General features: G+C 62.7%; 24 protein-coding genes. 16 read left to right on the top strand and 8 right to left on the bottom strand.

Annotated elements, in window-relative coordinates:
- Positions 1 to 15: 15 nt before the first annotated feature.
- Together AB1495_RS00575 and AB1495_RS00570 are read left to right on the top strand one after the other, a co-directional pair.
- Positions 16 to 1,179: a M20 aminoacylase family protein gene (locus AB1495_RS00575; protein WP_074634448.1), complete on the top strand. Its 1,164-nt coding sequence runs from the start codon at positions 16 to 18 to the stop codon at positions 1,177 to 1,179.
- Between the two features lie 67 nt (positions 1,180 to 1,246).
- Complete coding sequence (locus AB1495_RS00570; RefSeq protein ID WP_005854046.1) at positions 1,247 to 2,410, top strand: M20 aminoacylase family protein; 1,164 nt, start codon at positions 1,247 to 1,249, stop codon at positions 2,408 to 2,410.
- Between the two features lie 34 nt (positions 2,411 to 2,444).
- Here AB1495_RS00570 and AB1495_RS00565 read toward each other — a convergent pair whose 3' ends face one another.
- Genes AB1495_RS00565 through moaA form a run of 3 tightly spaced genes read right to left on the bottom strand, consistent with a single transcriptional unit; the run spans position 2,445 to position 5,801 of the window.
- Positions 2,445 to 3,506: a glycosyltransferase family 4 protein gene (locus AB1495_RS00565; protein WP_074634446.1), complete on the bottom strand. Its 1,062-nt coding sequence runs from the start codon at positions 3,504 to 3,506 to the stop codon at positions 2,445 to 2,447.
- Positions 3,503 to 4,786: a 3-deoxy-D-manno-octulosonic acid transferase gene (locus AB1495_RS00560; protein ID WP_074634445.1), complete on the bottom strand. Its 1,284-nt coding sequence runs from the start codon at positions 4,784 to 4,786 to the stop codon at positions 3,503 to 3,505. The genes AB1495_RS00565 and AB1495_RS00560 overlap by 4 nt, the downstream gene beginning before the upstream one ends.
- Before the next feature lie 7 nt (positions 4,787 to 4,793).
- Positions 4,794 to 5,801 (bottom strand): GTP 3',8-cyclase MoaA, encoded by a 1,008-nt coding sequence (moaA, locus tag AB1495_RS00555; protein WP_005854034.1) that lies wholly within the window; start codon positions 5,799 to 5,801, stop codon positions 4,794 to 4,796.
- An 85-nt stretch (positions 5,802 to 5,886) separates the two neighbouring features.
- Here moaA and AB1495_RS00550 point away from each other — a divergent pair, with 85 nt between their 5' ends.
- Positions 5,887 to 6,396, top strand: coding sequence for a hypothetical protein (locus tag AB1495_RS00550; protein WP_074634443.1), 510 nt, complete (start codon positions 5,887 to 5,889; stop codon positions 6,394 to 6,396).
- Positions 6,397 to 6,469: 73 nt separating this feature from the next.
- On the opposite strand, the gene AB1495_RS00545 is transcribed toward AB1495_RS00550, so the two are convergent.
- Genes AB1495_RS00545 through glmU form a run of 3 tightly spaced genes read right to left on the bottom strand, consistent with a single transcriptional unit; the run spans position 6,470 to position 10,379 of the window.
- Complete coding sequence (locus AB1495_RS00545) at positions 6,470 to 7,207, bottom strand: DNA alkylation repair protein (protein ID WP_074634442.1); 738 nt, start codon at positions 7,205 to 7,207, stop codon at positions 6,470 to 6,472.
- The gene (gene glmS / locus AB1495_RS00540) at positions 7,204 to 9,024 is read right to left on the bottom strand and encodes a glutamine--fructose-6-phosphate transaminase (isomerizing) (protein ID WP_074634440.1); all 1,821 of its coding nucleotides are present in this window, start codon (positions 9,022 to 9,024) and stop codon (positions 7,204 to 7,206) included. The genes AB1495_RS00545 and glmS overlap by 4 nt, the downstream gene beginning before the upstream one ends.
- Positions 9,025 to 9,026: 2 nt before the next feature.
- Positions 9,027 to 10,379 carry a bifunctional UDP-N-acetylglucosamine diphosphorylase/glucosamine-1-phosphate N-acetyltransferase GlmU gene (gene glmU, locus AB1495_RS00535; protein ID WP_074634439.1) on the bottom strand — a complete coding sequence of 451 codons (1,353 nt, stop codon included), beginning with the start codon at positions 10,377 to 10,379 and terminating at the stop codon, positions 9,027 to 9,029.
- Positions 10,380 to 10,497: 118 nt separating this feature from the next.
- Here glmU and AB1495_RS00530 point away from each other — a divergent pair, with 118 nt between their 5' ends.
- Both AB1495_RS00530 and AB1495_RS00525 read left to right on the top strand, forming a co-directional pair.
- Complete coding sequence (locus tag AB1495_RS00530; RefSeq protein WP_005854024.1) at positions 10,498 to 11,169, top strand: HAD-IA family hydrolase; 672 nt, start codon at positions 10,498 to 10,500, stop codon at positions 11,167 to 11,169.
- Between the two features lies 1 nt (position 11,170).
- Entirely contained in the window at positions 11,171 to 12,376 is a 1,206-nt protein-coding gene (locus AB1495_RS00525) for a DegT/DnrJ/EryC1/StrS aminotransferase family protein (RefSeq protein WP_074634437.1), read from the top strand.
- On the opposite strand, the gene AB1495_RS00520 is transcribed toward AB1495_RS00525, so the two are convergent.
- The gene (locus tag AB1495_RS00520) at positions 12,373 to 12,774 is read right to left on the bottom strand and encodes a VOC family protein (protein ID WP_074634435.1); all 402 of its coding nucleotides are present in this window, start codon (positions 12,772 to 12,774) and stop codon (positions 12,373 to 12,375) included. The genes AB1495_RS00525 and AB1495_RS00520 overlap by 4 nt on opposite strands.
- Before the next feature lie 139 nt (positions 12,775 to 12,913).
- Positions 12,914 to 13,384 carry a pyridoxamine 5'-phosphate oxidase family protein gene (locus AB1495_RS00515; protein WP_074634434.1) on the bottom strand — a complete coding sequence of 157 codons (471 nt, stop codon included), beginning with the start codon at positions 13,382 to 13,384 and terminating at the stop codon, positions 12,914 to 12,916.
- Positions 13,385 to 13,530: 146 nt separating this feature from the next.
- Between AB1495_RS00515 and AB1495_RS00510 the strand changes: the two genes are divergently transcribed.
- From AB1495_RS00510 to AB1495_RS00460, 11 genes are all read left to right on the top strand, one after another.
- Positions 13,531 to 14,694 (top strand): isovaleryl-CoA dehydrogenase, encoded by a 1,164-nt coding sequence (locus AB1495_RS00510; protein ID WP_005854015.1) that lies wholly within the window; start codon positions 13,531 to 13,533, stop codon positions 14,692 to 14,694.
- Positions 14,691 to 15,182: a lysozyme inhibitor LprI family protein gene (locus tag AB1495_RS00505; RefSeq protein WP_074634432.1), complete on the top strand. Its 492-nt coding sequence runs from the start codon at positions 14,691 to 14,693 to the stop codon at positions 15,180 to 15,182. Before AB1495_RS00510 ends, AB1495_RS00505 begins: the two co-directional genes overlap by 4 nt.
- A complete protein-coding gene (locus AB1495_RS00500; protein ID WP_074634431.1) occupies positions 15,182 to 16,705 on the top strand; it encodes an AMP-binding protein in 1,524 nt (507 codons plus the stop codon). Before AB1495_RS00505 ends, AB1495_RS00500 begins: the two co-directional genes overlap by 1 nt.
- Positions 16,706 to 16,757: 52 nt before the next feature.
- Complete coding sequence (locus AB1495_RS00495) at positions 16,758 to 18,362, top strand: carboxyl transferase domain-containing protein (protein WP_074634429.1); 1,605 nt, start codon at positions 16,758 to 16,760, stop codon at positions 18,360 to 18,362.
- A gap of 185 nt (positions 18,363 to 18,547) precedes the next feature.
- Positions 18,548 to 20,482, top strand: a complete 1,935-nt coding sequence (locus AB1495_RS00490; protein WP_074634428.1) for an acetyl/propionyl/methylcrotonyl-CoA carboxylase subunit alpha — start codon at positions 18,548 to 18,550, stop codon at positions 20,480 to 20,482.
- A gap of 11 nt (positions 20,483 to 20,493) precedes the next feature.
- Positions 20,494 to 21,159, top strand: a complete 666-nt coding sequence (locus AB1495_RS00485) for a glutathione S-transferase family protein (RefSeq protein WP_074634426.1) — start codon at positions 20,494 to 20,496, stop codon at positions 21,157 to 21,159.
- A 53-nt stretch (positions 21,160 to 21,212) separates the two neighbouring features.
- The gene (locus AB1495_RS00480; RefSeq protein ID WP_037964146.1) at positions 21,213 to 22,070 is read left to right on the top strand and encodes a hydroxymethylglutaryl-CoA lyase; all 858 of its coding nucleotides are present in this window, start codon (positions 21,213 to 21,215) and stop codon (positions 22,068 to 22,070) included.
- The gene (locus AB1495_RS00475) at positions 22,070 to 22,855 is read left to right on the top strand and encodes a crotonase/enoyl-CoA hydratase family protein (protein ID WP_009824867.1); all 786 of its coding nucleotides are present in this window, start codon (positions 22,070 to 22,072) and stop codon (positions 22,853 to 22,855) included. The genes AB1495_RS00480 and AB1495_RS00475 overlap by 1 nt, the downstream gene beginning before the upstream one ends.
- 56 nt (positions 22,856 to 22,911) lie before the next feature.
- Positions 22,912 to 23,811, top strand: coding sequence for an NAD(P)-dependent oxidoreductase (locus AB1495_RS00470; RefSeq protein ID WP_074634424.1), 900 nt, complete (start codon positions 22,912 to 22,914; stop codon positions 23,809 to 23,811).
- Positions 23,812 to 23,981: 170 nt separating this feature from the next.
- Complete coding sequence (locus AB1495_RS00465) at positions 23,982 to 24,347, top strand: NADH-quinone oxidoreductase subunit A (protein WP_005854000.1); 366 nt, start codon at positions 23,982 to 23,984, stop codon at positions 24,345 to 24,347.
- Positions 24,338 to 24,874: an NADH-quinone oxidoreductase subunit B family protein gene (locus AB1495_RS00460; RefSeq protein WP_005853998.1), complete on the top strand. Its 537-nt coding sequence runs from the start codon at positions 24,338 to 24,340 to the stop codon at positions 24,872 to 24,874. The genes AB1495_RS00465 and AB1495_RS00460 overlap by 10 nt, the downstream gene beginning before the upstream one ends.
- Positions 24,875 to 24,880: the final 6 nt, after the last annotated feature.

Here is a 24,880-nt window from a genome sequence, read left to right as displayed (position 1 = left end):
AAAGGAACGCACGCGATGCCGATCAAGAACCGCTTTGCCGAAACCCATGCCGACATCACCGCGTGGCGGCGTCACCTGCATACGATCCCCGAACTGCAATTCGATCTGCCGCAGACCGCGGCTTTCGTCGAAGAGAAGCTGCGCAGCTTTGGCATCACCGATATCACCACCGGCGTGGCGCAAAGCGGCATCGTCGCGGTGATCGAGGGCAAGACCAATGCGTCGGGCCGCAGCATCGGCTTGCGCGCGGATATGGACGCTTTACCCATCACCGAGGCGACGGGGCTTGCGTATGCCTCCAAAACGCCGGGCAAGATGCATGCCTGCGGCCATGACGGGCACACCGCGATCCTGCTGGGGGCCGCGCAGTATCTTGCAGAGACACGCAATTTTGACGGGCGGGCGGTGCTTATCTTCCAACCCGCCGAAGAGGGCGGCGGCGGTGGCAACGTCATGGTCGAGGAAGGCTTGATGGAGCGTTGGTCCATCGACGAGGTCTACGGGCTGCACAATATGCCCGGCCATCCCGTCGGCGCATTCGCGATCCGCAGTGGCCCTTTACTGGCGGCGGCAGATGAGTTCGACATCATCATCACCGGGCAGGGCGGCCATGCCGCAGCCCCGCACGAGGCGATCGATACCAACCTTGCCGCGGCGCATGTCGTTGTCGCGCTGCAATCCATCGCCGCACGCAACGTGGATCCGATCAAGAATGCTGTCGTGTCGGTCTGCACCCTGCGGTCCGATACCGACAGCCACAACGTTCTGCCGCAAACCGTGCGTCTGCGCGGCACGGTCCGTACGCTGGATGCGGGCATCCGCGATCTGGTGCAGGACCGGCTGGAGGCTGTCGTGGCCCACACCTGCGCCGCCCACCAATGCACTGCCGACATCGTTTACGCGCGCGGCTATCCCATCACCGTGAACGCTGACGCGAATACCGCCTACGCCGCCGATGTGGCCGAGAATATCGCCCCCGGTGTGGACCGCGACACGCCGCCGATCATGGCCGGAGAGGATTTCTCGTATATGCTGAACCAGCGCCCCGGTGCCTATATCATGCTGGGTAATGGCGACGGGCCCACCGTCCACCACCCCATGTATAATTTCAACGATGACGCGATCCCCGCAGGTTGTAGCTGGTTCGCGGAAATGATTGAAACAAGATTGCCAGCCTAGCCGCCGGCTTTGCCCGAAAGGGGCGCTGCGCGTTCCCTTTTTTCACAGACTTCAAGGACTTCGAAAAATGCCCGTTAAGAACCGATTTGCCGAATTGCACAATGACATCACCGCATGGCGACGTGATTTGCACGAACACCCCGAGATCCTGTTCGAGACGCATCGCACCTCTGCCACCGTGGCCGAGAAACTGCGCGCCTTCGGCTGTGACGAAGTTGTCGAAGGCATCGGGCGTACCGGTGTTGTCGGCGTGATCAAGGGCAATGCCACCACCTCGGGCAAGGTCATCGGGCTGCGTGCCGATATGGACGCGCTGCCGATCCACGAACAGACGGGGCTGGACTATGCCTCCAAAACGCCCAATGCGATGCATGCCTGCGGCCACGACGGCCACACGGCGATGCTATTGGGCGCGGCGCAGTATCTGGCCGAGACACGGAACTTTGACGGGACTGTTGTGGTGATCTTTCAGCCTGCCGAAGAAGGCGGCGGCGGCGGGCGCGAGATGTGCAAGGACGGCATGATGGAACGCTGGGGCATTCAGGAAGTCTATGGCATGCACAACTGGCCCGGCATTCCCGCCGGCCAATTCGGCATCCGCCCCGGCCCGTTCTTTGCGGCCACCGACCTGCTGGAAATCGAAGTCGAGGGTCTGGGCGGCCACGCGGCCAAACCACACGAGACCATCGATACCGGTGTGGTCACCGCACATATCATCACCGCGCTGCAAACCATCGTCAGCCGGAACGCGGACCCCGTGGGCAATATCGTTGTCTCGATCACCTCGATCGAATCCTCGTCCAAGGCGTTCAACGTGATCCCGCAGCGGGTGAACTTGCTGGGTACCGTGCGCACCCTGTCCAATGACCTGCGCGATCTGGCTGAAAAGCGCGTGACAGAGATTTGTGAAGGCATCGCGGCGACCTTTGGCGCGACGGCCAAGGTCAAATACGTGCGCAACTATCCAGTGATGGTGAACCACGACGAACAGACTGAATTCGCGGCGGATGTCGCGCGCGGCATCTCGGGGCAATGCGACGAAGCACCTTTGGTCATGGGGGGCGAGGATTTCGCCTTTATGCTCGAAGAGCGCCCCGGTGCCTATATTCTGGTCGGCAATGGCGACACCGCGATGGTGCACCATCCGATGTATAACTTTAACGACGATATCATTCCCGCGGGCTGCAGCTGGTGGGCCGGTATCGCTGAACAACGCATGCCCATCGGCTGATCACACAGGCATAGGGCGGGGGGAAACCCGCGCCCTATGCCGCCAGCAGCTTGCGATAGATTTTGACCAGCGCCGCCGCTTCGCGCGCGATAGAGAAATCCGACATCACATAGCTGCGCCCGGCCTCTGCCCATGCGGCCAGTCGGGTCCGGTCGGACAGAGCATCGCGCGTCGCGGCCTCGAGCGCGGGAATGTCATCGGGGTCCACCAGTAGGCCCGTCGTACCTTGCACCACCAGCTTTTCAAAGGCCCCCACACGGGTCGCGACCACGGGTACACCGCAGGCCATCGCCTCGATCGGGGTGAGGCCGAAGCCCTCCCACCGTTGGGGGGCGACGTAAAGGTCCAGCACGCGGTAGAAATCCGCCATATCGCCCACGGGCACCTCTGGCAGGAACAGCATCCGGTCCGACAGCCCTTCGGCGCGGGCACGGTCTTTCAGGCCCTTCTCGAAGCTCTCGTATTTCTCGGTCGCGCGTCCCATTACAAGGGCGACGACATCGGGGTTGTCCCGCAGGATCGGCAGCATCGCCTCGACAAAGGCATCGGTGCCCTTTTGGGCGCGGATACGGCCATAGCAACCCACCAGCGTCGCGTTCACTGGCAGCTTAAGCTCGGCGCGCAGGGCAGCGCGGTCGGGCGAGGGGGCAAAGCCCTCGGTGTCGATCCCGTGCATGATCACATGGCCGGGGTTTTCCAGATAGGCGTTTGTCCGGTCCGAGGTCGCCACCACGGCATCCATCCGCCGGATCAGCCAGCGCGTCAGGCCGGTCTGTTCACGCTGGCTGGCCGAGGTGAACATCAGCTTGAGCCGCTTGCCCAGCAGATAGCGCAGCGCCAGCCCGCCCAGCATCTCGACGTTGCGCCGCGCGTGCCAGACCCGCCAGCCCGACGGTGACGGCCCGCGGCGCGACATGGTCACAAGCGAGGCCAGCGGCACCTGCGGCACATCCTCGGGCACAACGGGGCCCGTCGCCGCGATAGAGATATCGCGCGATTGGACCGGTACCAGCCGCATCACAGTGGCCGTCACGCCGCTGAGCCTGCGTTTGAAATTCGGCGCGATCACATCGGTGCGGGCAAGGGGGTGCGTCATGGGGTATCCAACTTCAATGTGGTGATCAGACGGCTGGCGATGGCATCAAGCTGGTCATCTTGTGCCGCGATGAAGCGGGCAGCGGCTGCGGTCATCGTCGCCAGCTCGTCCGGTTTGGTCAAGAGCGCGGCAACGCGGGTGGCCAGATCATCGCCATCCGCCACGATCCGCGCAGCGCCTTCAGCCTCAAGCTGGGCATAGGTTTCCGCAAAGGCCGCAACATGGTTGCCCGACAGCACGGCGGCACCCGATTGCGCCACCTCGAACGGGTTATGCCCGCCAATGGGCAGCAGCGATCCGCCCAGAAACACGACATCGGACAGGCTGTACCAGAGGCCCAATTCCCCCAGCGTGTCGGCCAGATAGACCTGCCCCCCGGGGGCGTCCCCACGGCTGCGACGCTGCACGGTCAGCCCCGCGTCCTGAACCAGCGCCTCTACCGCATCGCCGCGTTCGGGGTGGCGCGGGGCAAGGATAAGACACAGATCGGGGATCTGGCGCAGCAGCTTCTTATGCGCGTCAAGCACGCTGCGTTCCTCGCCTTCGTGGGTGGAAGAGGCGACCCAGACCGCCCGCCCGCCAAGCGCTGTGCGCGCAGACGCCAACGCCTGTGCATCGACGGGCAGCGGGCCGGCCATGGATTTCAGGTTCACGCCCGGCGACACACGATCGGCGGGGGCATGCATGCGGATCATGTTGCGCGCCATCGCGTCATTCTGCGTTACGATCAGCGTAAAGACATCGAACAGGTAGCGGGCAGTGCGGGGCCATTTCTCCCAGAACTCGACCGTCTTGTCAGACATGCGCGCATTGACCAGCGCCATGGGCGCGCCTGTCGCGTGGGTCCGTCGCAACATCTGCGGCCAGATCTCGCTTTCGACAAATATCGCGGCGTCGGGCTGCCAATGGGCCAGGAACCGCTTTAACGGGCCGGGGGCGTCCAGCGGGGCAAACTGGTGCAGGCTGCGCGGCGGCAGACGTTGGTCCACCAGCCTGGCCGAGGTCGCGGTGCCCGAGGTGATCAGGAAATGCGCGTCGGGCAGCATATGCCCCATGCGGGTGATCAGCGCAAGCACCGACAGGCTTTCGCCTACGGACGCCGCATGCACCCAGACAAGCGCGCCGCTTGGGCGCGGATGTGTGGCGATGCCGCGTTTCTCTCCCGCGCGGGCGGCGGGCACGTCTTGCGCGTTCAGCTTGCGCGCCTCTGCGCTGGCGGCAAAGGGGATCAGGCAGCGGCTGGCAAGAACCCAGGCGCGGTACAGGAAAGGCGCGGACACGGTCGCGTCAGCCGCCTGTGTGGCTCATGTGGCGGGGCATCTGCCCATCCAGCTTTTGCCGTGAATAATCAAAGTCGTGGCCCTTGGGCTTAAGGTTGATCGCCGCGCGAATTGCGTCTTTCAAGGGCGCGTCGTCATCGGGGTGATTGCGCAAGGGCGCGCGCAGGTCGGCCACATCTTCCTGCCCCAGACACATGTAGATTTCACCGGTGCAGGTGATCCGCACGCGGTTGCAGCTTTCGCAGAAATTATGGGACAGCGGCGTGATAAAGCCGATCTTCTGGCCGGTCTCTTCCAGCCGGACATATCGGGCAGGGCCGCCCGTATTCTCGGCCAGATCGGTGACGGTGTAATGTTCCTCGTAGGTGCGGCGCACATCCTTGAGCGACCAATACTGGCCCAAGCGGTCTTCGTTGCCCAAGTCGCCCATGGGCATCACCTCGATCCAGGTCAGATCAATCCCGCGATCCGCACACCATGCGGTCATCGACGGCAGTTCTGCCTCGTTGAAGCCTTTCAGCGCGACGGCGTTGATCTTGACCCGCAGCCCGGCATTCTGCGCCGCGTCGATCCCGCGCAGCACCTGCGGCAGACGTCCCCAACGGGTGATGTCGGCGAATTTCTGATCGTCCAGCGTATCAAGCGAGACATTCACACGGCGCACGCCCGCAGCATAAAGATCGGCGGCATAGCGTTCCAACTGGCTGCCATTGGTGGTCAACGTCAGCTCTTTCAGCGTGCCGGCATCCAGATGGCGTGTCATGCTGTCAAAGAAGGTCATGATACCCTTGCGGACCAAAGGCTCACCGCCGGTGATGCGCAGCTTTTGCACACCCAGATCGACAAAGTTGGTGCACAGCCGATCCAGCTCTTCCAAGGTCAGAAGTTCCTTCTTGGGGAGGAAATTCATATTCTCGGACATGCAATAAACACAGCGGAAGTCACAGCGGTCTGTGACAGAGACGCGCAGATAGGTGATAGCGCGGGCGAACGGGTCAATCAAAGGTGCATTCATATCCCATAGGTAAACATCGGCCCATCCCGGGGCAAGTAGCATTTAGGAGATTGAAGCGGCAGGGGGGGAGCGTTAGATTTAGCCCATGAAACATTATATTATTCTAGGTGTCGCTGTCGTTGCTCTGGCCGGATGTACGGGCGTAACGGATCGTTTGGGTTTGGGCAAACGCGGGGCGGACGCAGCCCCACCCACGGCCGAGGCCGAGGCGCGTGCAGAGGCGTCCCTGTCGTCCGCCACCGCGGCTGCCCGTCCGCCTGCTGGGGCACGCACAGCCGACGCGCTTGACACCACAACGGCCGAACAACGCGCCGAGGCGTCAAAACCTGCTGAGGCAGGGGCAAAATCGCTGGGCACCACCGTCGCCTCGCTTGGCAGCGCGACAGAGCCGGGGCTGTGGATGAAAACACCGCTGGTGAAATCGGAAATGCAGGGCCGCGTGACCAACCCCGCGACGGGCAAATCCTCTACGGTTGAACTGATCCCGCTGGATGGGCCTGCCTCGGGCGGGAGCCGCATGTCGTTGTCGGCGCTGCGTCTGATTGGCGCGTCGCTGACGGATCTGACCAAGGTTGAAGTGTCCACCAACGGCTAAGCCACGCGGTGACGGTGTAAAATACAAAACGGACGTCCGAGGGGGAACCTTGGACGCCCGTTTTCTGTAGGGATCAGCTATCTGATGCGGGGGCTTCGTCTTCCGCCGCCACTGGGGCTTCCAGCGGGAAGTCCGGCATATGGCGCGCGGCTTCCTTGATCGCATAGGGTTTGAGGGTGGCGCGGTTGTCCTCGATAAAGGCGGCGGCGCGCACGGGGTCATGACGGCTGAGGTCGCGGACCCACCAGGCGATGGCCTTTTGCAGGATGCCGTTCTTGACCGGCAGATACCCCGCTGCCCACCCAAGGATACGCTCGCGCGCGTCCAGCTCTTCGGGCTTGGGGTTGTTCTGCTTGGTCCAAGGCAGGGTGGCGACAAGCGCCGCCCGCTTCGACCAGAGTGCGCCCGATTGGGTCCAGGTCTCTACCACATCCAGACGTTGAGGGTCTGCCAGCAACCGTTTTTGCGCCGCCATGCAGGCATGATCCGCGATGGCCCAGCTGTCGAAGTCCGGTACCCAGCTTTGGATCAACTGCCACGCGGGTTCGTCATCCGGGCGCAGACGGGCCTGGGTCAGCAGCTTGGCCGCCGCCACCCGCGCCTCGAAGATATCCGTTTGCCACAGGGCATCGGCCAGCGCGATCCGGTCGGTCAGCGACAGCTCGGCCCGCCACGCTTTGGTCAGATCGTTGATCTGCGGATTGGCAACGCCCAGATAGGGACGATCCACCTTGTGATAGGCCTGCATCTTCTCGACAGCGGCGGGATCAGCCAGTTCGTTCAGCTGCGCCATATAGGGGGCAAGGTTCATTCCACAGTCACCGATTTAGCCAAGTTGCGCGGTTGGTCGACATCGGTGCCTTTGGCAATCGCGGTGTGATAGGCCAGCAACTGCGCCGGGATCGCATAGAGGATGGGGGCGAGCGCATCGGCAACGGGAGGCATTTCGATCTGCCCCCACGTGCCTTCGGCGGCTTCATCCAGCCCCGCACGATCCGAGATCAGGATAACCTTGCCCTTGCGCGCCATGACCTCTTGCATGTTGCTGACGGTCTTGTCGAAGAGCGTGTCGTTGGGGGCCATGACCACCACGGGCACGTTTTCGTCGATCAGCGCGATCGGGCCGTGTTTGAGCTCTCCCGAGGCATAAGCTTCGGCGTGTATATAGCTGATTTCTTTCAGTTTTAGCGCGCCTTCAAGGGCAAGTGGGAACATCGCGCCACGCCCCAGGAACAACACGTCACGGGCCGAGGAAAGCTTGTAGGCTTCGTCCCTCAGGGCAGCGTTCTGTTCGAGCGCGGTGTTGATCAGCGACGGCATGGACCGCAGACCAGAGACATAATCGGCCAGCTCTTCCTTGGTGATCGCGCCGCGGTCCACGGCGGCTTTCAGCACCATCAGGAACAAGACAGTCAACTGGCAGGTAAAGGCTTTGGTAGAGGCGACGCCCACTTCGACACCGGCGTGGATCGGCAACGCCAGATTGCTTTCCCGCGCGATGGAGGATTCAGTCACATTGACGACCGAAGTGATAAGATCGGCCTTGCCCGCGCAATAGCGCAGCGCGGCCAGCGTGTCGGCGGTTTCGCCCGACTGGCTGACAAACAGCGCCATTGTCCGGTCCGAGATGGGCGGTTCACGATAGCGGAATTCCGACGCGACATCGACCTCGACCGGCATGCGGGCGATCTGTTCGAACCAGTATTTCGCGGTCAGGCAGGCGTAGAAGGCCGTGCCGCAGGCGACCATGGTGATACGGTCGATCTTGGTGAAATCGAGCCCCGGATCGGGCAGCATGATCTCTCCGTCCGCGGTGAGATAGCGCGACAGGGCCTCGCCAATGACAGCGGGCTGCTCTGCGATCTCTTTCGCCATAAAGTGCTTGTGGCCGGCCTTGTCGATGCGGGTGGTATCCAGACTGATCTTCTTGACCACACGGTCAACAGGGGCATCATCGGCGTCGTAAATCTTGACCGACGTGCGGGTCAGCACGGCGCGGTCGCCTTCCTCCAGGTAGGTCACACGGTCCGTCATGGGTGACAGCGCAATCGCGTCGCTGCCCAGATACATCTCGTTGTCGCCATAGCCGACGGCTAGCGGGGCCCCCTTGCGCGCGCCGATCATCAGATCGTCTTCACCGTCAAACAGGAACGCCAGCGCGAAAGCCCCATGCAGCCGCGCAATGGTCTTGGTCGCGGCGTCTACAGGGCCCAGCCCTTCGGCCATGTATTTCTGGGTGAGCAACACGACCGTTTCCGTGTCCGTCTCGGTCACGAATTCAACGCCGTCCTTGGCCAGTTCGGCGCGCAGCTCGCGGAAGTTTTCGATGATGCCATTATGCACAACAGCCACGGGCCCCGCCTGATGCGGGTGCGCATTGGTGACCGAGGGCGCGCCATGGGTCGCCCAACGGGTGTGCCCGATGCCCGACTTCCCGGCGAGCGGTTCGTGCACCAGCAGATCCGACAGGTTCACCAGTTTGCCGACCGCGCGGCGGCGGTCCAGCTTGCCCGCGTCAATCGTCGCGATACCGGCGCTGTCGTAGCCGCGATATTCCAGACGTTTCAGGGCTTCGACAAGGGTAGGCGCAACTTCGTGTTGGCCAAGGATACCGACAATACCACACATGATTAGCTGCCTCTCTGCTGTTTGGCCTTCTTGGCCTTTAACATTTCCAACAATTTCCGCGCCATGCCCGGTTTCTCGACTTGATGCGCGCGCGCCAGCGCCAATGCGTCAGCCTCCACATCCGAGGTGATGACCGACCCCGATCCCGTCATGGCTCCGTCGCCGATATGCACGGGGGCCACCAGCATGGTGTTCGACCCGATAAAGGCATTGGCCCCGATATGGGTGTGGTGCTTCATCACGCCGTCATAGTTGCAGGTGATCGTGCCCGCGCCGATATTGGCTTTGGCACCGATGGTCGCGTCGCCGATATAGCTCAGGTGGTTCACCTTGGCCCCTTCGGCGATCTGCGCGTTCTTGACCTCGACAAAGTTGCCGATGCGCACATCCTCGGACAGCTCTGCACCGGGGCGCAGGCGGGCGTAGGGGCCGATGACCCCGCCGCGTGCGACGTGGCAGCCTTCAAGGTGGCTGAAGGCGCGGATGGTGGCACCGGATTCAATCGTCACGCCGGGGCCAAAGACCACATTGGGTTCGATCACCGTGTCGCGGCCGATATAGGTGTCGCGGGCGAAATAGACCGTATCGGGGGCCATCAGCGTGATGCCGTCCTCGAGCATGGCTGCACGGGCGCGCGACTGGAACGCGGCGTCGGCAGCGGCCAGATCCACGCGGGAGTTCACGCCCATCGTCTCGGCCTCGTCACAGGTGACGGCAGTGGCTTTCAACCCGCGTTCCCGTGCAATGCCGATGATATCGGTGAGGTAGTATTCTTCCGATGCGTTGTCGTTGCCGACCGCATCAATCAGATCAAACAGCAGATCGGATTTGCACGCGACAACACCGCTATTACAAAGGGTTATAGCGCGTTCTTGATCCGTGGCATCCTTGTATTCAACGATGCGGTCAAGGCTGTCGCCCTGCATTACCAAACGGCCATAGCGGGCAGGATCAGCGGCGTCGAAGCCCAGCACGACGACATCATTCGTCTCAAGTGCCGCGCACATGTTTTCAAGCGTTTCGGTCTGCACGAAAGGCGTATCGCCATAAAGCACGATGGCCGTGCCGTCGAAGCCTGCCAGCGCCTCGCGCGCCTGACCAACGGCGTGGGCGGTGCCCAATTGTTCCTCTTGCACAACGACCTGTGCTTCGTCGTCAAATGCCTGCGCTGCGGCGCGGACCTGATCTGCCCCGTGGCCTGCTACAACGACCGTGCGGGCAGGCGACAGTGCGGCACCGGATGCCATGGCGTGCTCTAACAATGGTGCGTGGGCGACCGCATGCAGAACCTTGGGCAGATCCGATTGCATACGGGTACCTTTGCCTGCGGCCAAAAGGATCAGTGCAACTTCCATGTATAATCTCTTTAATCAATTTAATGTCTGCTCTCTTTACCTTGTTGGCGATTTTGCGCAAGGCTAGGGGTCATCAAAGAAGATTTCCGCCTGCAACACATTCAGCAAAGGAATGCCGATGAAAACAGTCGTATTCGACCTCGACGGAACGCTCGCGGACACCAGCGGAGACCTGATCGCCGCGGCCAATGCCTGTTTCCGCGACATGGGCGAGGGCGATGTGCTGGATGCCAAGACCGATGCAGGCACGGCGCTGAAAGGCGGCCGCGCGATGCTGCGGTTGGGCATGGAACGTTTGGGGCGCGCCGACGACGCCGAGACGATCGACCGCTACTATCCCATGCTGCTCGAAGCCTATGGCCGCGAGATCGACACCCATACCGTGCTTTACCCCGGCGCGATGGAGGCGGTGGAGGCGTTGAAAGCCGCGGGCTACCGCGTGGCGATCTGTACCAACAAACCCGAGGGGCTGGCGCATACGCTGCTGACCAAGCTTGGCGTGCGCGATGCCTTTGGCGCGATGGTGGGGGCCGATACGCTGGCGATCCGCAAGCCCGATCCGGAGCATCTGTTCGAAACCGCGCGGCGTGCCGGGGGCGACCCCGCGCTGTGCTTGCTTGTGGGCGATACCAATACCGACCGCGAGACGGCGCGCGCGGCGGGTGTGCCTTGCGTGTTGGTCTCCTTCGGTCCCTCGGGCGATGATATGGCAGCACTTGGCCCCGAAGCCCTGCTGGACCACTATGACGACCTGCCCGACATCGTCACCCGTCTGATCGGTGCCGTCTGACATGGTATCTGACACGGCAGAGGTGTTCGCCGGCAGCTTCACCCAGCAAGAACCGATCCCCGAGGAAGCCATCGACGCCGCCGTCGCCGTGATGCGCCACGGGCGGTTGCACCGCTATAACACCGCGCCCTGCGAAATCGCCGAGGCCGCGCTGCTAGAGCAGGAGTTCGCCGCGATGGTGGGCGCGCACTACTGCCTTGCCGTGGCCTCCGGCGGCTATGCCATCGCGACCGCCTTGCGGGCTGTTGGTGTCAAGCCGGGGGATCGGGTGCTGTCCAACGCTTTCACGCTGGCCCCCGTGCCGGGCGCGATTGCCGCGGTCGGGGCCACGCCGATCTTTGTCGATGTCACCCAAGGGCTGGTGATCGATCTGGACGATCTGGCCGCCAAACTGGATCAGGCGCGGGTGCTGCTGCTAAGCCATATGCGCGGGCATATTTGCGATATGGACCGGTTGATGGCGCTTTGTGACGCCGCCGGTGTCACCGTGGTAGAGGATTGCGCCCATACAATGGGGGCAAGCTGGAACGGCGTGCCCTCGGGGCGGCATGGGGCGGTGGGATGCTATTCCTGCCAGACCTATAAACACGTCAACGCGGGCGAGGGCGGGCTGCTGGTCACCGATGATGCAGCACTCGCGGCGCGGGCGATCATGCTCTCAGGGTCCTATATGCTTTACGACCGGCATCTGGCGGGGCCGCCGCCCGAAGCCTTCGAGACGGTGAAATACGACACGCCGAATATCTCTGGCCGGATGGATAACCTGCGCGCGGCAATCCTGCGCCCGCAGCTCAAGCGGCTTGAGGCACAGATCGACGGGTGGAATGCGCGGTATCATGTGGTTCAGGACGGCTTGCGCGACACGCCCGGCCTGACCCTCATCAACCGCCCCGCGGTGGAACGCTTTGTCGGATCGTCGTTCCAGTTCCTGCTTTCTGGCTGGACCCCCGAGGCCATTGCACCAGTGCTGAGCCGTTGCGCCGCCCGCGGGGTGGAGCTAAAGTGGTTCGGCGGGGCGGAGCCTGTGGGCTTTACCAGCCGCTACGATTCATGGCGCTATGCCGAACCCTCTGCGCTGCCCGCCAGCGATGCGGTGCTCGCCAGTATCATCGACATGCGCGTCCCGCTGACATTCTCGTTGGATGACTGCGCACTGATCGCACGGATCATTCGCGCGGAAGTCTCGGCGGTGTTCCAGCAGGGCTAGGCCGCGCCGGGGGGCGCCATCTGGATCAACTGGATGAGGTTCCCGCAGGTGTCATCCAGCACCGCCATGCGGACGGGGCCGGCATCAATAGGGTCTTGGGTGAAGACGACACCGCTGTCGGTCAGCCGTTTGACTTCGGCATCCAGATCCTCAACCTGAAAAGAATGGGCTGCGATCCCGTCTTCCACCAGCGCCTGTTTGTAGGGGCCGACGGCGCGGTGATCGCTGGGCTCTAGCAAAAGCTCTGTTCCCTCGGGCTGTTCGGGCGATACCACAGTGAGCCAGCGGTGCGTCCCGAGGGGGATATCGTTCTTCACCTCAAATCCCAGCTTGTCGCAGTAGAACTTCTGGGCTTTGTCTTGGTCGTCAACGAAGATACTGGTCACATAGATTTTCATATCAGTTCATCCGTTCGTGGCTGTATCAGACAGGGTATAGAGCAAAGCCCGCGGGTGTTCGGCAGCACCCTAGCAGGTTGTAGCGAAAAGGGCAGGCACGAAGGCCCGCCCTTGATGTGAATAGTGGCCTGTCCGCCGTTCAGAACCGGATCGTCCCATGTTCGCCCGCATCCGGAATCTGTTTGGTCACATTGGCTTTGGCGATTTCGTAAAGGAAGGACAGGCTGCCGCCGGTCAGCCAGACCTCCGCCTGTTTGAGGTCCATGCGCACAAGTTGTACGTCGTCATCCTTGCGTCCGTCCTTGAACCAGGCGGCGGCAAAGGCGTTCCACAACTCGTCCAGTTTGGCAGGGTCGGTCACAGCCTGAACGGTACCGTCGATCCGGGCGTATAGGTGTTCGTCCTTGCTGGTCACCAGATATTCGGCCGCAGCACCGGTCTGGGCGGATTTCGCCAGATCTGTGTCCCGTGCGGTGATGAACCAAAGGCAATTGGCGTCGTGGTCGGCATAGTGGCTCATGGGGATGGCGCGGGCGGTATCGGTGGCCAGCATCCCGATGCGGGTGTCGTCTACGCGGTCCCAGAATTCTTTCTTCAATGACGTGCTCATATCGGGGCGTCCTTTCTATCCTGTGTCACGGGGGTAACATCGGCGGCACGGGTGCAGTTCCGCGCAGCCTGCGACATTTGCTTGACCGAATCCGCGAGAAGTGTAGTGTAATGAACAACTGTTCAATAAACTCGGGGGAGGGGTCTATGTTCAACACCACCATGAAATTCGATCTGGGCGACGACGTGAACGAGATGCGCGATATGGTGCACCGTTGGGCGCAGGAGCGGGTCAAACCGATGGCCGCCGAGATCGACACCAAGAACGAATTCCCGCCCGCGCTCTGGGAAGAGATGGGCAGCCTTGGTCTGCTGGGCATGACGGTCGAGGAAGAATTCGGCGGCTCGGGCATGGGCTATGTCGCGCACACCGTCGCGGTTGAAGAAATCGCACGCGCTTCCGCCTCGGTCTCGCTGTCCTACGGGGCGCATTCGAACCTCTGCGTCAATCAGATCCGTCTCAACGGCAGCCCCGAGCAGAAGGCGAAATTCCTGCCGGGCCTATGCTCGGGCCAACATGTGGGCGCGCTGGCGATGTCCGAACCCTCTGCGGGCAGCGACGTGGTGTCGATGAAACTGCGCGCCGAAAAGCGCAACGATCACTACCGCCTGTCGGGAAACAAATACTGGATCACCAACGGCCCCGACGCCGACACGCTGGTGGTCTATGCCAAGACCGACCCCGATGCCGGATCGAAAGGCATCACCGCCTTCCTGATCGAGAAATCCATGAAAGGCTTCACCACCAGCCCGCATTTCGACAAGCTTGGCATGCGCGGGTCCAACACGGCAGAGCTTATCTTTGACGATGTCGAAGTCCCGTTTGAAAACGTTCTGGGGGAAGAGGGGCGCGGCGTGGCGGTGCTGATGTCGGGGCTTGATTACGAACGCGTGGTGCTGGCGGGGATCGGTCTGGGGATCATGGCCGCCTGTCTGGACGAGATCATGCCCTATATGGTCGAGCGAAAGCAATTCGGGCAGCCCATTGGGAACTTCCAGCTGATGCAGGGCAAGATGGCGGATATGTACACCGCGATGAATTCGGCCCGCGCCTATGTCTACGAGGTCGCCAAGGCCTGTGATCGCGGTGATGTCACCCGTGCGGATGCCGCCGCCTGCTGTTTGTATGCCAGCGAAGAGGCGATGAAACAGGCGCATCAGGCGGTGCAGGCCATGGGTGGGGCGGGCTATCTGTCGGACAACCCCGTGGGGCGCATCTTCCGCGATGCCAAGCTGATGGAGATCGGGGCAGGCACCTCTGAAATCCGCCGGATGCTGGTGGGCCGCGAGATGATGGGAGCGATGGCGTGAAACCTCTGGTCCTTGCCCTGATGCTCTGCGCCTCACCGCTTGCCGCGCAGGATCTGCAGTATACTGATCGTGGCACAGAGATTTGCCTGGCCGACGCCGATGGCTTTGCCGCCGAGATGGCATGTGTCGGTGTCTCTGCGAACCAGTGTATGGAGGATACTCCGGGCGGAAGCAGTACCTATGGTATGGGCGGATGTCTGGACCGTGAGCTGCAATTCTGGGACCAGCGGTTGAACGATAATTACGCCGCGGTGATGGTGCAGGCCAAACGGATGGATGCCGATGCGATCCCGGGGCCCGAGGGAAGCCCCGGCGTGGCGGATGCCCTGCGCGAGATGCAGCGGGCGTGGATCGTGTTCCGCGACAAGGCATGCACCTACGAAGCCTCGCTTTGGCAGGGGGGCACGGGGCGCGGACCTGCGGCGATCAACTGTCTGATGCAACAGACCGCGCGTCAGGCTTTGTCGCTGGACGTGTGGGAAGGCTGATGGCTGACGTCCTGCCAGGTCTGGACGCAACGGGCGCGTGGGAGATTCCGGCGCGGCTGAACATGGCGGCGCAATGTCTGTCCCATGACCCCGCGCGGCTTGCGATCATTGATCTGACAGGTGACGCGCGACGCGATGTCAGCTTTGGCACCCTGTCCGATATGGTCGACGGACTGGCCCGCGCCTTGGCGCAGCGGGTGCAGGCAGGCGACCGTGTGGGCGTGCTGCTGGGGCAAAGCCCGTGGTGTGCTGCGGCCCATCTGGCGATCTGGAAAATCGGCGCGATTTCAGTGCCTTTGTTCAAACTCTTCAAGTATGATGCCCTTGCGTCGCGGGTGCGTGATGCGGGCGTGACGCTGGTGCTGACCGATCCCGAAGGGCGCGATCTGCTGGGGGGGCTGGCGACGCCCATGATGGCAGATAGCGTCGGCGTGGCGGGGGATCCTGTCGGCTTTGCCGACACCGGCCCTGACGATCCGGCGGTGCTGATCTATACCTCGGGCACGACGGGGTCGCCCAAGGGTGCGCTGCATGGCCATCGGGTGCTGACGGGCCATCTGTCCGGCGTCTCGCTCAGCCATGATGTGCTGGGGCAGGAGGGCGATTGCCTCTGGACACCTGCCGATTGGGCGTGGATCGGCGGGCTGTTCGATGTGGCAATGCCCGCGCTGGCGCTTGGTGTGCCTGTTGTCGCGGCACGCTTGGCCAAATTCTCTCCAGACGCCTGTGCGCGCATTATCCGTGATGGCGATGTGCGCAACGTGTTCTTCCCCCCGACCGCGCTGCGGATGCTCAAGGCCGAGGGCGCCACAATCGCGGGGCTACGCTCTGTCGCATCGGGGGGTGAGCCTTTGGGGGCGGAGATGCTGGCATGGGGGCAACACGCCTTTGACCTGAGCATCAACGAATTCTACGGGCAGACCGAATGTAATATGGTCGCCACCAGCGCGGGCAGCCAGTTCCCGCCGCGCCCCGGTTGCATCGGTAAACCTGTGCCGGGCCATGAAGTCTCCGTACTGGATGATACCGGTGCGCCGACGGCAGACGAAGGCGATGTCGCCATCCGCAAGGGATCAGCCGCGATGATGCTGGGCTATTGGCAGCGCCCCGACGAGACAGCACAGAAATTCCGGGGTGACTGGATGCTGACCGGCGATCGCGGCGTGTTCGACGGTGAATACCTGCGCTTTATCGGGCGCGAGGATGATGTGATCACCTCAAGCGGCTATCGCATCGGTCCGGCAGAGATCGAGGATTGTCTGCTGACCCATCCCGATGTGGCAACCTGCGGTGTGGTGGGCAAGCCCGACCCGCTGCGGACAGAGATCGTCAAAGCCTATGTCGTGCGCAAATCCGGTGCGACTGTCGATGAACAGACCCTGCAAGACTGGGTGAAAACCCGCCTTGCCAGCTATTCCTACCCGCGCGAGGTGGCCTTTCTGGATGCCTTGCCGATGACCGTCACAGGCAAGGTGATCCGCCGCGCGCTGAAAGCCCGCGCCGCTGCCGAAGGGGCTGCGTGATGCAATACCCGACTGTGACGTCCCCCCATTCCATCCGATCAAGGAGACCGACATGAAGCTGATTTCGCAAGCCTTGCCCTCGTCCGAAAGCTTCAAGGCGAACGAGGCCGCGCATCTGGCCGCGCTGCAAACCATCCGCGAAGCGGCGGATGCGGCGGAACTGGGCGGCGGCGAGAAATCTCGCGCGCGTCACGTGAGCCGCGGCAAGATGCTGCCCCGCGAACGCGTGGCCAACCTGCTCGACCCCGGATCGCCGTTCCTTGAAGTTGGTGCGCTGGCGGCGCATGGGCTTTATGGCGGGGCGGCCCCAGCGGCGGGCGTGATCGCGGGTGTCGGCAAGGTGCAGGGCATCGACTGCATGATCGTGTGCAATGATGCGACGGTGAAGGGCGGCACCTATTTCCCGTTGAGCGTCAAAAAACACCTGCGCGCCCAAGAGATCGCCGAGGAAAACCATCTGCCCTGCATCTATCTGGTCGATAGCGGCGGCGCGAACCTGCCCAATCAGGACGAGGTCTTTCCCGACCGTGACCACTTTGGCCGGATTTTCTATAATCAGGCGCGGATGAGCGGCAAGGGCATCCCCCAGATCGCGGTGGTCATGGGATCGTGCACCGCGGGCGGGGCCTATGTGCCCGCGATGTCGGATGTGTCGATCATCGTGAAAGAGCAGGGCACAATCTTTCTGGCCGGTCCGCCGCTGGTCAAGGCCGCCACGGGCGAGGTGGTCAGCGCCGAGGATCTGGGCGGTGGCGATGTGCATACCCGTCTGTCAGGTGTGGCCGACTATCTGGCCGAGGATGACGCCCACGCGCTGGCCTTGGCACGACGCGCCGTGGCCGGGCTGAACCGCGCGGCCCCGATGAATGTGCAATGGCAACCCGCCGAAGACCCTGCCTATGATCCGGCCGAGATGCTGGGCGTTGTTCCCGCCGATCTGCGCACGCCGTATGACATCCGCGAAGTCATCATGCGGCTGGTCGATGGCAGCCGCTTCGACGAATTCAAGGCGCGCTTTGGCGAGACGCTGGTCTGCGGTTTTGCCCATGTGAAAGGCTGCCCCGTCGGTATCATCGCCAACAATGGCGTCTTGTTCTCGGAATCCGCCCAGAAAGGCGCGCATTTCGTAGAGCTCTGTTCGCAGCGCAAGATCCCGCTGGTCTTCTTGCAAAACATCACCGGCTTCATGGTCGGCCGAAAATACGAGAACGAAGGCATCGCGCGGCACGGGGCCAAGATGGTGACGGCTGTCGCCTCGACCAATGTGCCCAAGATCACTATGCTGGTGGGCGGGTCGTTCGGGGCTGGTAACTATGGTATGGCGGGCCGCGCTTATTCCCCGCGCTTCATGTGGACATGGCCGAACTCGCGCATTTCGGTCATGGGCGGCGCGCAGGCGGCGGGCGTTCTGGCAACGGTAAAACGCGATGCAATTGAACGCGCGGGCGACAGCTGGACCGAGGAAGAAGAGACCGCGTTCAAGCAGCCCACGATTGATATGTTCGAGGAACAGTCGCATCCGCTTTATGCGACCGCACGGCTTTGGGATGACGGCGTGATCGATCCGCGCCACAGCCGCGAGGTGCTGTCCCTGTCGCTACGCGCCAGTTTGAACGCACCGATCGAGGATACGAAGTTTGGTGTGTTCCGGATGTAGGCTGCGGTGGGCCTTTATGCGGCCGGGGGCCAGCCCAAGTTTTTAATAAAGCCGGGGGCCAGCCCAAGACTTTTATTAGGCCGGGGGCAAGCCCAAGTTTTTAATTAAGCCGGGGGCCAGCCCCCGGGGACCCCCGGAGTTTAAGGGGCAAAATGAAGATACGATGGATGTGAGGGAACTGCGTGATGTTTGATACGATCCTGATTGCGAACCGGGGCGAGATTGCTTGCCGCGTGATGGAGACAGCGCAGGCCATGGGGGTGCGCTGCGTGGCGGTCTATTCCGACGCGGACCGCGCGGCGAAGCATGTGGCGATGGCGGATACGGCGGTGCATATTGGCGGCTCGGCCCCTGCCGATAGCTATCTGCGCGGCGAGGCGATCATTCAGGCGGCACTGGATACGGGCGCGCAGGCGATCCATCCGGGCTACGGCTTTTTGTCCGAGAACCCCGATTTCGTGGATGCGGTAGAGGCGGCGGGGCTGGTCTTTATCGGCCCGTCGGCCAAAGCCATCCGCGCGATGGGGCTTAAAGACGCTGCCAAGGCCTTGATGGTCGAGGCGGGCGTGCCGGTTGTGCCGGGGTATCACGGGGCCGATCAGGATGACGCGCTGCTGGCGGCAGAGGCGGATAAGATCGGCTATCCGGTGTTGATCAAGGCCGTCGCCGGTGGGGGTGGCAAGGGCATGCGGCTGGTGGAGGCGGCGGACGGTTTTCAGGCCGCGCTGGAGAGTGCGCGCTCCGAGGCCAAGACAGCCTTTGGCAACGCCGATGTGCTGGTCGAGAAATTCGTCACCAAACCGCGCCATATCGAGGTGCAGGTCTTTGGCGACGGCAAAAAGGCCGTGCATCTGTTTGAACGCGATTGCTCGCTTCAGCGGCGCCACCAGAAGGTGATCGAGGAGGCTCCGGCCCCCGGCATGACGCCCGAAATGCGCGAAGCGATGGGGCAGGCGGCCGTCACAGCAGCCGAGGCGATCGGCTATGCCGGGGCGGGCACGATTGAATTCATCGTCGACGGCTCTGGCGGGTTGCAGACGGACGGCTTCTTTTTCATGGAGATGAACACCCGTCTGCAGGTGGAACATCCCGTGACCGAGGCGATTACCGGCGTTGATCTGGTGGCCTGGCAGTTGCGCGTGGCGGCAGGCGAGGGGCTGCCCCTGCGCCAGGACGAATTGTCGATCCACGGACATGCGTTTGAGGCGCGGCTTTATGCGGAGGATGTGCCCAAGGGCTTCCTGCCCGCCACGGGCACCTTGACGCATTTGCAGTTCACGCCCGCCTGCCGGGCCGACAGCGGCGTGCGCGCCGGCGATACGATCAGCCCTTTCTATGATCCGATGATTGCCAAGGTAATCGTGCATGGCGACACGCGCGAGATTGCCCTGTCGCGCCTACGCGCGGCGCTGACCGGCTGCGAGGTCGCGGGGACGGTGACAAACCTTGCGTTTCTCGGGGCTTTGGCGGCGCATGAAGGGTTTGCGGCGGGGGATGTGGATACCGGGCTGATCGCCCGTGACATTGATGCTTTGACCCAAGCGCCAGAGGTGGAGCCGCGCCATGCGGCGCTTGCCGGGATGGCGGCACTGTCGTTGCTGGATCCGGCCGGGGGCGCGGGATTTACGCTGTGGCAGCCGCTGCGCCGCGCGGTCGGATCGACTTGGGGCGGAGAGGATCATCTGCTGCAGGTGCAGGTCGTCTCGGCGGATCACCAGATCTGGACCGTGGACGGGACAGAGGTGGTGGCGCAGCGCATCGGCGGGCGTTGGTCCTTGGGCGGGCAACAGGCGGCGGCTGTATCTGTCGCCGAGGGGCGCGTAACGGTATTTGACGGCTATGGGCTGGTGTTTGACGTCGTCGACCCGCTGGCCCGTGCCGCGGGTGGTCACGGCGACGGCAACCTGATCGAGGCCCCGATGCCCGGACTGGTGCGTGTCGTGGATGCCAAGGTCGGCCAGACGGTAACCAAGGGCGACCGCCTTGCGGTGCTGGAAGCCATGAAGATGGAGCACAGCCTGCTTGCCGCGCGCGATGGCGTGGTCGCCGAGGTTCTGGCGCAGGCTGGTGATCAGGTCGAGGCGGGTGTAGCACTGGTGCGGCTAGAGCCCGAGGCATAGGAGACCGCACCATGATTACCCTGCACCACGTCGAACAGACCCGTTCCATGCGCACCCTTTGGTTGCTGCACGAGCTGGAGGTGCCCTTCGAGGTGTCGATCCACGCCTTCGACAAATCCTTGCGTGATCCGGGCTATCTCGCCATTTCCCCGGCGGGGCGTGTGCCCTCGCTCGAGATCGACGGGGAGCGCATGTTCGAGACGGGTGCCATCGCGGAATATCTTTGCGAACGGTTCAGCCCCGACCGGTTGGGTCGGATGCCGGGGGCGCCGGATCGCATGGCGTGGTTGGTGTGGATCCATTTTGCCGAGACGGTATCGCAGCATTGTGCCGCGCTGACCCAGCAGCATGTGGCGCTTCGCGATGATTCCATGCGCAGCCCCATCGTGATGAAGCTGGAAGCCGCGCGATTGATGAAGTGTTACGACGCGATCGAGGCGCGTTTGGGCGGTGGGATACTGTCACAGGATTATCTGTTGATGAGCGGTTTCACGGCGGCGGATGTGAACGTGGGGCAGGCGGTCTATATGGCGCAGCATTTCGCCAAGCTCGACAATCACCCCAATGTGGCGGCCTGGTATGCGCGCATCACCGACCGCGAGGCGTTCCAGCTGTCGCTGCCTAAAGACGTGCCGCTGTTTGACCGGACGTTTTTTGACCCGTGGCCGGTCGAGTGATGCTACCGTCGCGCAGGTGAGTTTATTTGGCAAAATGAAGGGGAGGGGGCGTTATGGATAAAGGGGTCTGCGAGATATTCGAGGTCGGTCCACGGGACGGGCTGCAAAACGAGGCGCGCGAAATTCCGGTGTCGGAGAAGATCGCGCTGGTCGACCTTCTGAGCCGTGCGGGGTTTTCCCGGATCGAGGTGGCGAGCTTTGTCAGCCCCAAATGGGTGCCGCAGATGGCCGGATCGGGTGAGGTTCTGGGCGGGATTGCTCGGGTCGAGGGGGTGCGTTATGCCGCGCTGACGCCGAATATGCGGGGCTACGAGGATGCGGTCGCGGCCAAAGCGGGAGAGATCGCGGTGTTCGCCTCGGCCAGCGAGGGGTTCAGCCAGAAGAATATCAACGCCAGCATCGAGGAGGCGTTCGAGCGTTTCGCGCCGATCCTAGAGCAGGCACGCCATGTGGATATGCCGGTGCGGGGCTATGTCTCGTGTGTGGTGGAATGCCCCTATGACGGGGCGGTCGCGCCATCCAAGGTGGCGGAAGTGGCGGATCGTCTTTTCTCTATGGGCTGCTATGAGGTCTCGCTTGGCGACACCATCGGGGCGGGCACGCCGGATACGATTGCGCGCATGTTGCTGGCGGTGCGCGATGTGGTGCCCGTGGGGCGTTTGGCCGGGCATTACCATGACACCAACGGGCGGGCGATGGACAACATCGATGCATCCCTGTCCATGGGCCTGCGGGTGTTCGATGCCGCCGTAGGCGGTTTGGGGGGGTGCCCCTATGCGCCGGGGGCTGCGGGCAATGTTGCCACGGAAAAGGTCAACGCGCATCTGATGGCGCTTGGCTATGACACCGGGTTGGATCAGGCGGTGATCGAGGAAGCCGCCGAGATGGCGCGGCGGATGAGGGTAGGATGATGTACGAGACACTGAAACTGGAGACCGACGCGCGCGGGGTCGCGACGTTGACGTTGGCGCGCGAGGAAAAGCACAACGCCATGTCCGCGCAGATGATCGCGGAGCTGACCGGGGCCGCCGCCGCCTTGGCCGCTGATGACGCTGTGCGGGTCGTGGTGCTGACTGGCGCGGGCAAAAGCTTTTGCGCGGGCGGTGATCTGGGCTGGATGCAGGCGCAGCGCGATATGGATGGGCCGACACGCTCTGCCGAGGCAGGCAAGCTGGCCACGATGCTGGGCGCGCTGAACACGCTGCCCAAGCCCTTGATCGGTCGGGTGCAGGGCAACGCCTTTGGTGGCGGTGTCGGCATGGCCTCGGTCTGTGATGTGGCGATCGGGGTTGATACGTTGAAGATGGGGTTCACCGAGACGCGGCTGGGGATCATTCCGGCCACCATCGGCCCCTATGTGCTGGCCCGTATGGGCGAGGGGCGCGCGCGGCGTGTGTTCATGTCGGCCCGTCTGTTTGACGCGGCGGAGGCGGTCGATCTGGGGTTGCTGGCCCGTGCCGTGCCGGCAGATGCGCTGGACGCTGCGATCGAGGCCGAGGTCGTGCCCTATCTGTCCTGTGCGCCGGGGGCCGTGGCTGCGGCGAAACAGCTCGCGCGGGATCTGGGACCGCGGATCGACGCGCAGGTCGTGGACCATACCATCGCCGCATTGGCCGACCGCTGGGAAACCGAAGAGGCGGCCGAGGGAATCGGTGCCTTCTTCGACAAGCGCAAGGCGGCCTGGGTTACGGGTTGAAGCGGGGCGGCAAGGCTCTAGGCTTTGCCACGACATCAACGGCGAGAGGGGCCCCCATGCGTATTCTATTCACCGGCGGCAGCGGCAAGGCGGGGCGGCATGTGATCCCCTATCTGCTGGATCAGGGGCATCAGGTGTTGAATGTGGACCAGCAGCCGCTGGATCACCCCGGCGTTGACAACCGCATTGCCGATATCACCGACGCGGGCCAGATGCATGATGTGATGCATAGTCTGATGAATCTGGGCGAACTGGATGAGGGCACCGGCGTGCAGGGGTTTGACGCCGTTGTGCATTTCGCCGCTGTGCCGCGCATCCTGATCACGTCGGATACAGAGGTGTTTCGGGTCAATACGCTTGGCACCTATCATGTCATTGATGCTGCCGTGAAGGCGGGGGTGCCTAAGATCATCTTTGCCTCATCCGAGACGACCTATGGCGTCTGCTTTGCCCAGGGGGAGCGCAAGCCCGACTATATCCCCGTCGATGAAGATCACCCGACCGTGCCCGAAGACAGCTATGCCATGTCCAAGGTCTGCAACGAGGCGACGGCGCGCAGCTTTCAGGCGCGCACGGGGGCGGATATCTACGGGTTGAGAATCAACAACGTGATCGAACCGCATGAATACGCCAGCCTTTTCCCCGGCTTCATTCACGACCCCGATCAACGGCGGCGCAATATCTTTGCCTATATCGATGCCCGCGATCTGGGGCAGATGGTGCAGCGCTGTCTCGAGGTGGACGGCTTGGGCTACGAGGTGTTCAATGTAGCCAACGCCGACACCTCTGTCGCCGCACAAACGTCTGACTTGATTGATCGCTACTATAAAGACGTGCGCCTGACCCGCGATATGGGCCAGTTCGAGACATTCTACAGCATCGAAAAGGCGCGTGACCTGCTGGGGTTCGCGCCGCAGCACAGTTGGCGCGAGAGCCGCGATCTGCTGGAAAAATAGCGCCAATCCCGCGGGCGCGGGCAGGGTGTGCCGCGCCCCACGACAGGATGACGCAAATATGGCGGGCTCGGTTGACCCTGACCGGACAGCGGAGTAAACCGACCAAAGCCAATAGTGCCGTTTGGCTGACAGGGCGCGTGGCGCGTCGCATACGCAAAAGGAGCTTCCCCTTGGACGACATGATGCGGGAATACCTGCCGATCCTACTTTTTCTAGCCGTGGCGATTGTCCTTGGCATTGTTTTGATCCTGGCTGCCGTCGTGCTGGCCGTGCGCAACCCGGACCCTGAAAAAGTGTCGGCCTATGAATGCGGGTTCAACGCCTTTGACGACGCCCGGATGAAATTTGACGTGCGGTTCTACCTCGTGTCGATCCTGTTCATCATCTTTGACCTCGAAATCGCTTTCCTCTTCCCCTGGGCCGTGGCCTTTCAGGACGTGAGTATGGCCGGCTTCTGGTCGATGATGGTCTTTCTTGCCGTGCTGACCGCCGGCTTTGCATATGAGTGGAAAAAGGGAGCACTGGAATGGCAGTAGCAGCCGCCGGGGCCAATGTGGCCGGGATGGACCGCGATGTGGCCACCCAGAACCTGAACAAGGAACTGCAGGACAAAGGCTTCCTGCTGACCTCGACCGAAGACATCATCAATTGGGCCCGTACCGGCTCGCTGCACTGGATGACTTTTGGTCTGGCCTGCTGCGCCGTCGAGATGATGCACACCTCGATGCCGCGTTACGATCTGGAACGTTTTGGCACCGCGCCACGCGCGTCTCCGCGTCAGTCCGACCTGATGATTGTTGCGGGCACGCTGACCAACAAGATGGCACCGGCCCTGCGCAAGGTCTATGACCAGATGCCGGAACCGCGCTATGTGATCTCTATGGGGTCTTGCGCCAATGGCGGCGGCTATTACCACTACAGCTATTCCGTGGTGCGCGGCTGTGACCGTGTCGTGCCTGTCGATGTCTATGTGCCCGGCTGCCCCCCCACGGCAGAGGCGTTGCTGTATGGTATCATGCAGCTGCAGCGCAAAATCCGCCGCACCGGCACAATTGTTCGCTAAGGGGCT

This window comes from Sulfitobacter pontiacus (genome assembly GCF_040790665.1).
GTDB classification, from domain to species: Bacteria; Pseudomonadota; Alphaproteobacteria; order Rhodobacterales; family Rhodobacteraceae; genus Sulfitobacter; species Sulfitobacter pontiacus.
The sequence above is the reverse complement of the archived record's forward strand: the minus strand, read 5'-3'. Positions and strand labels throughout refer to the sequence as shown.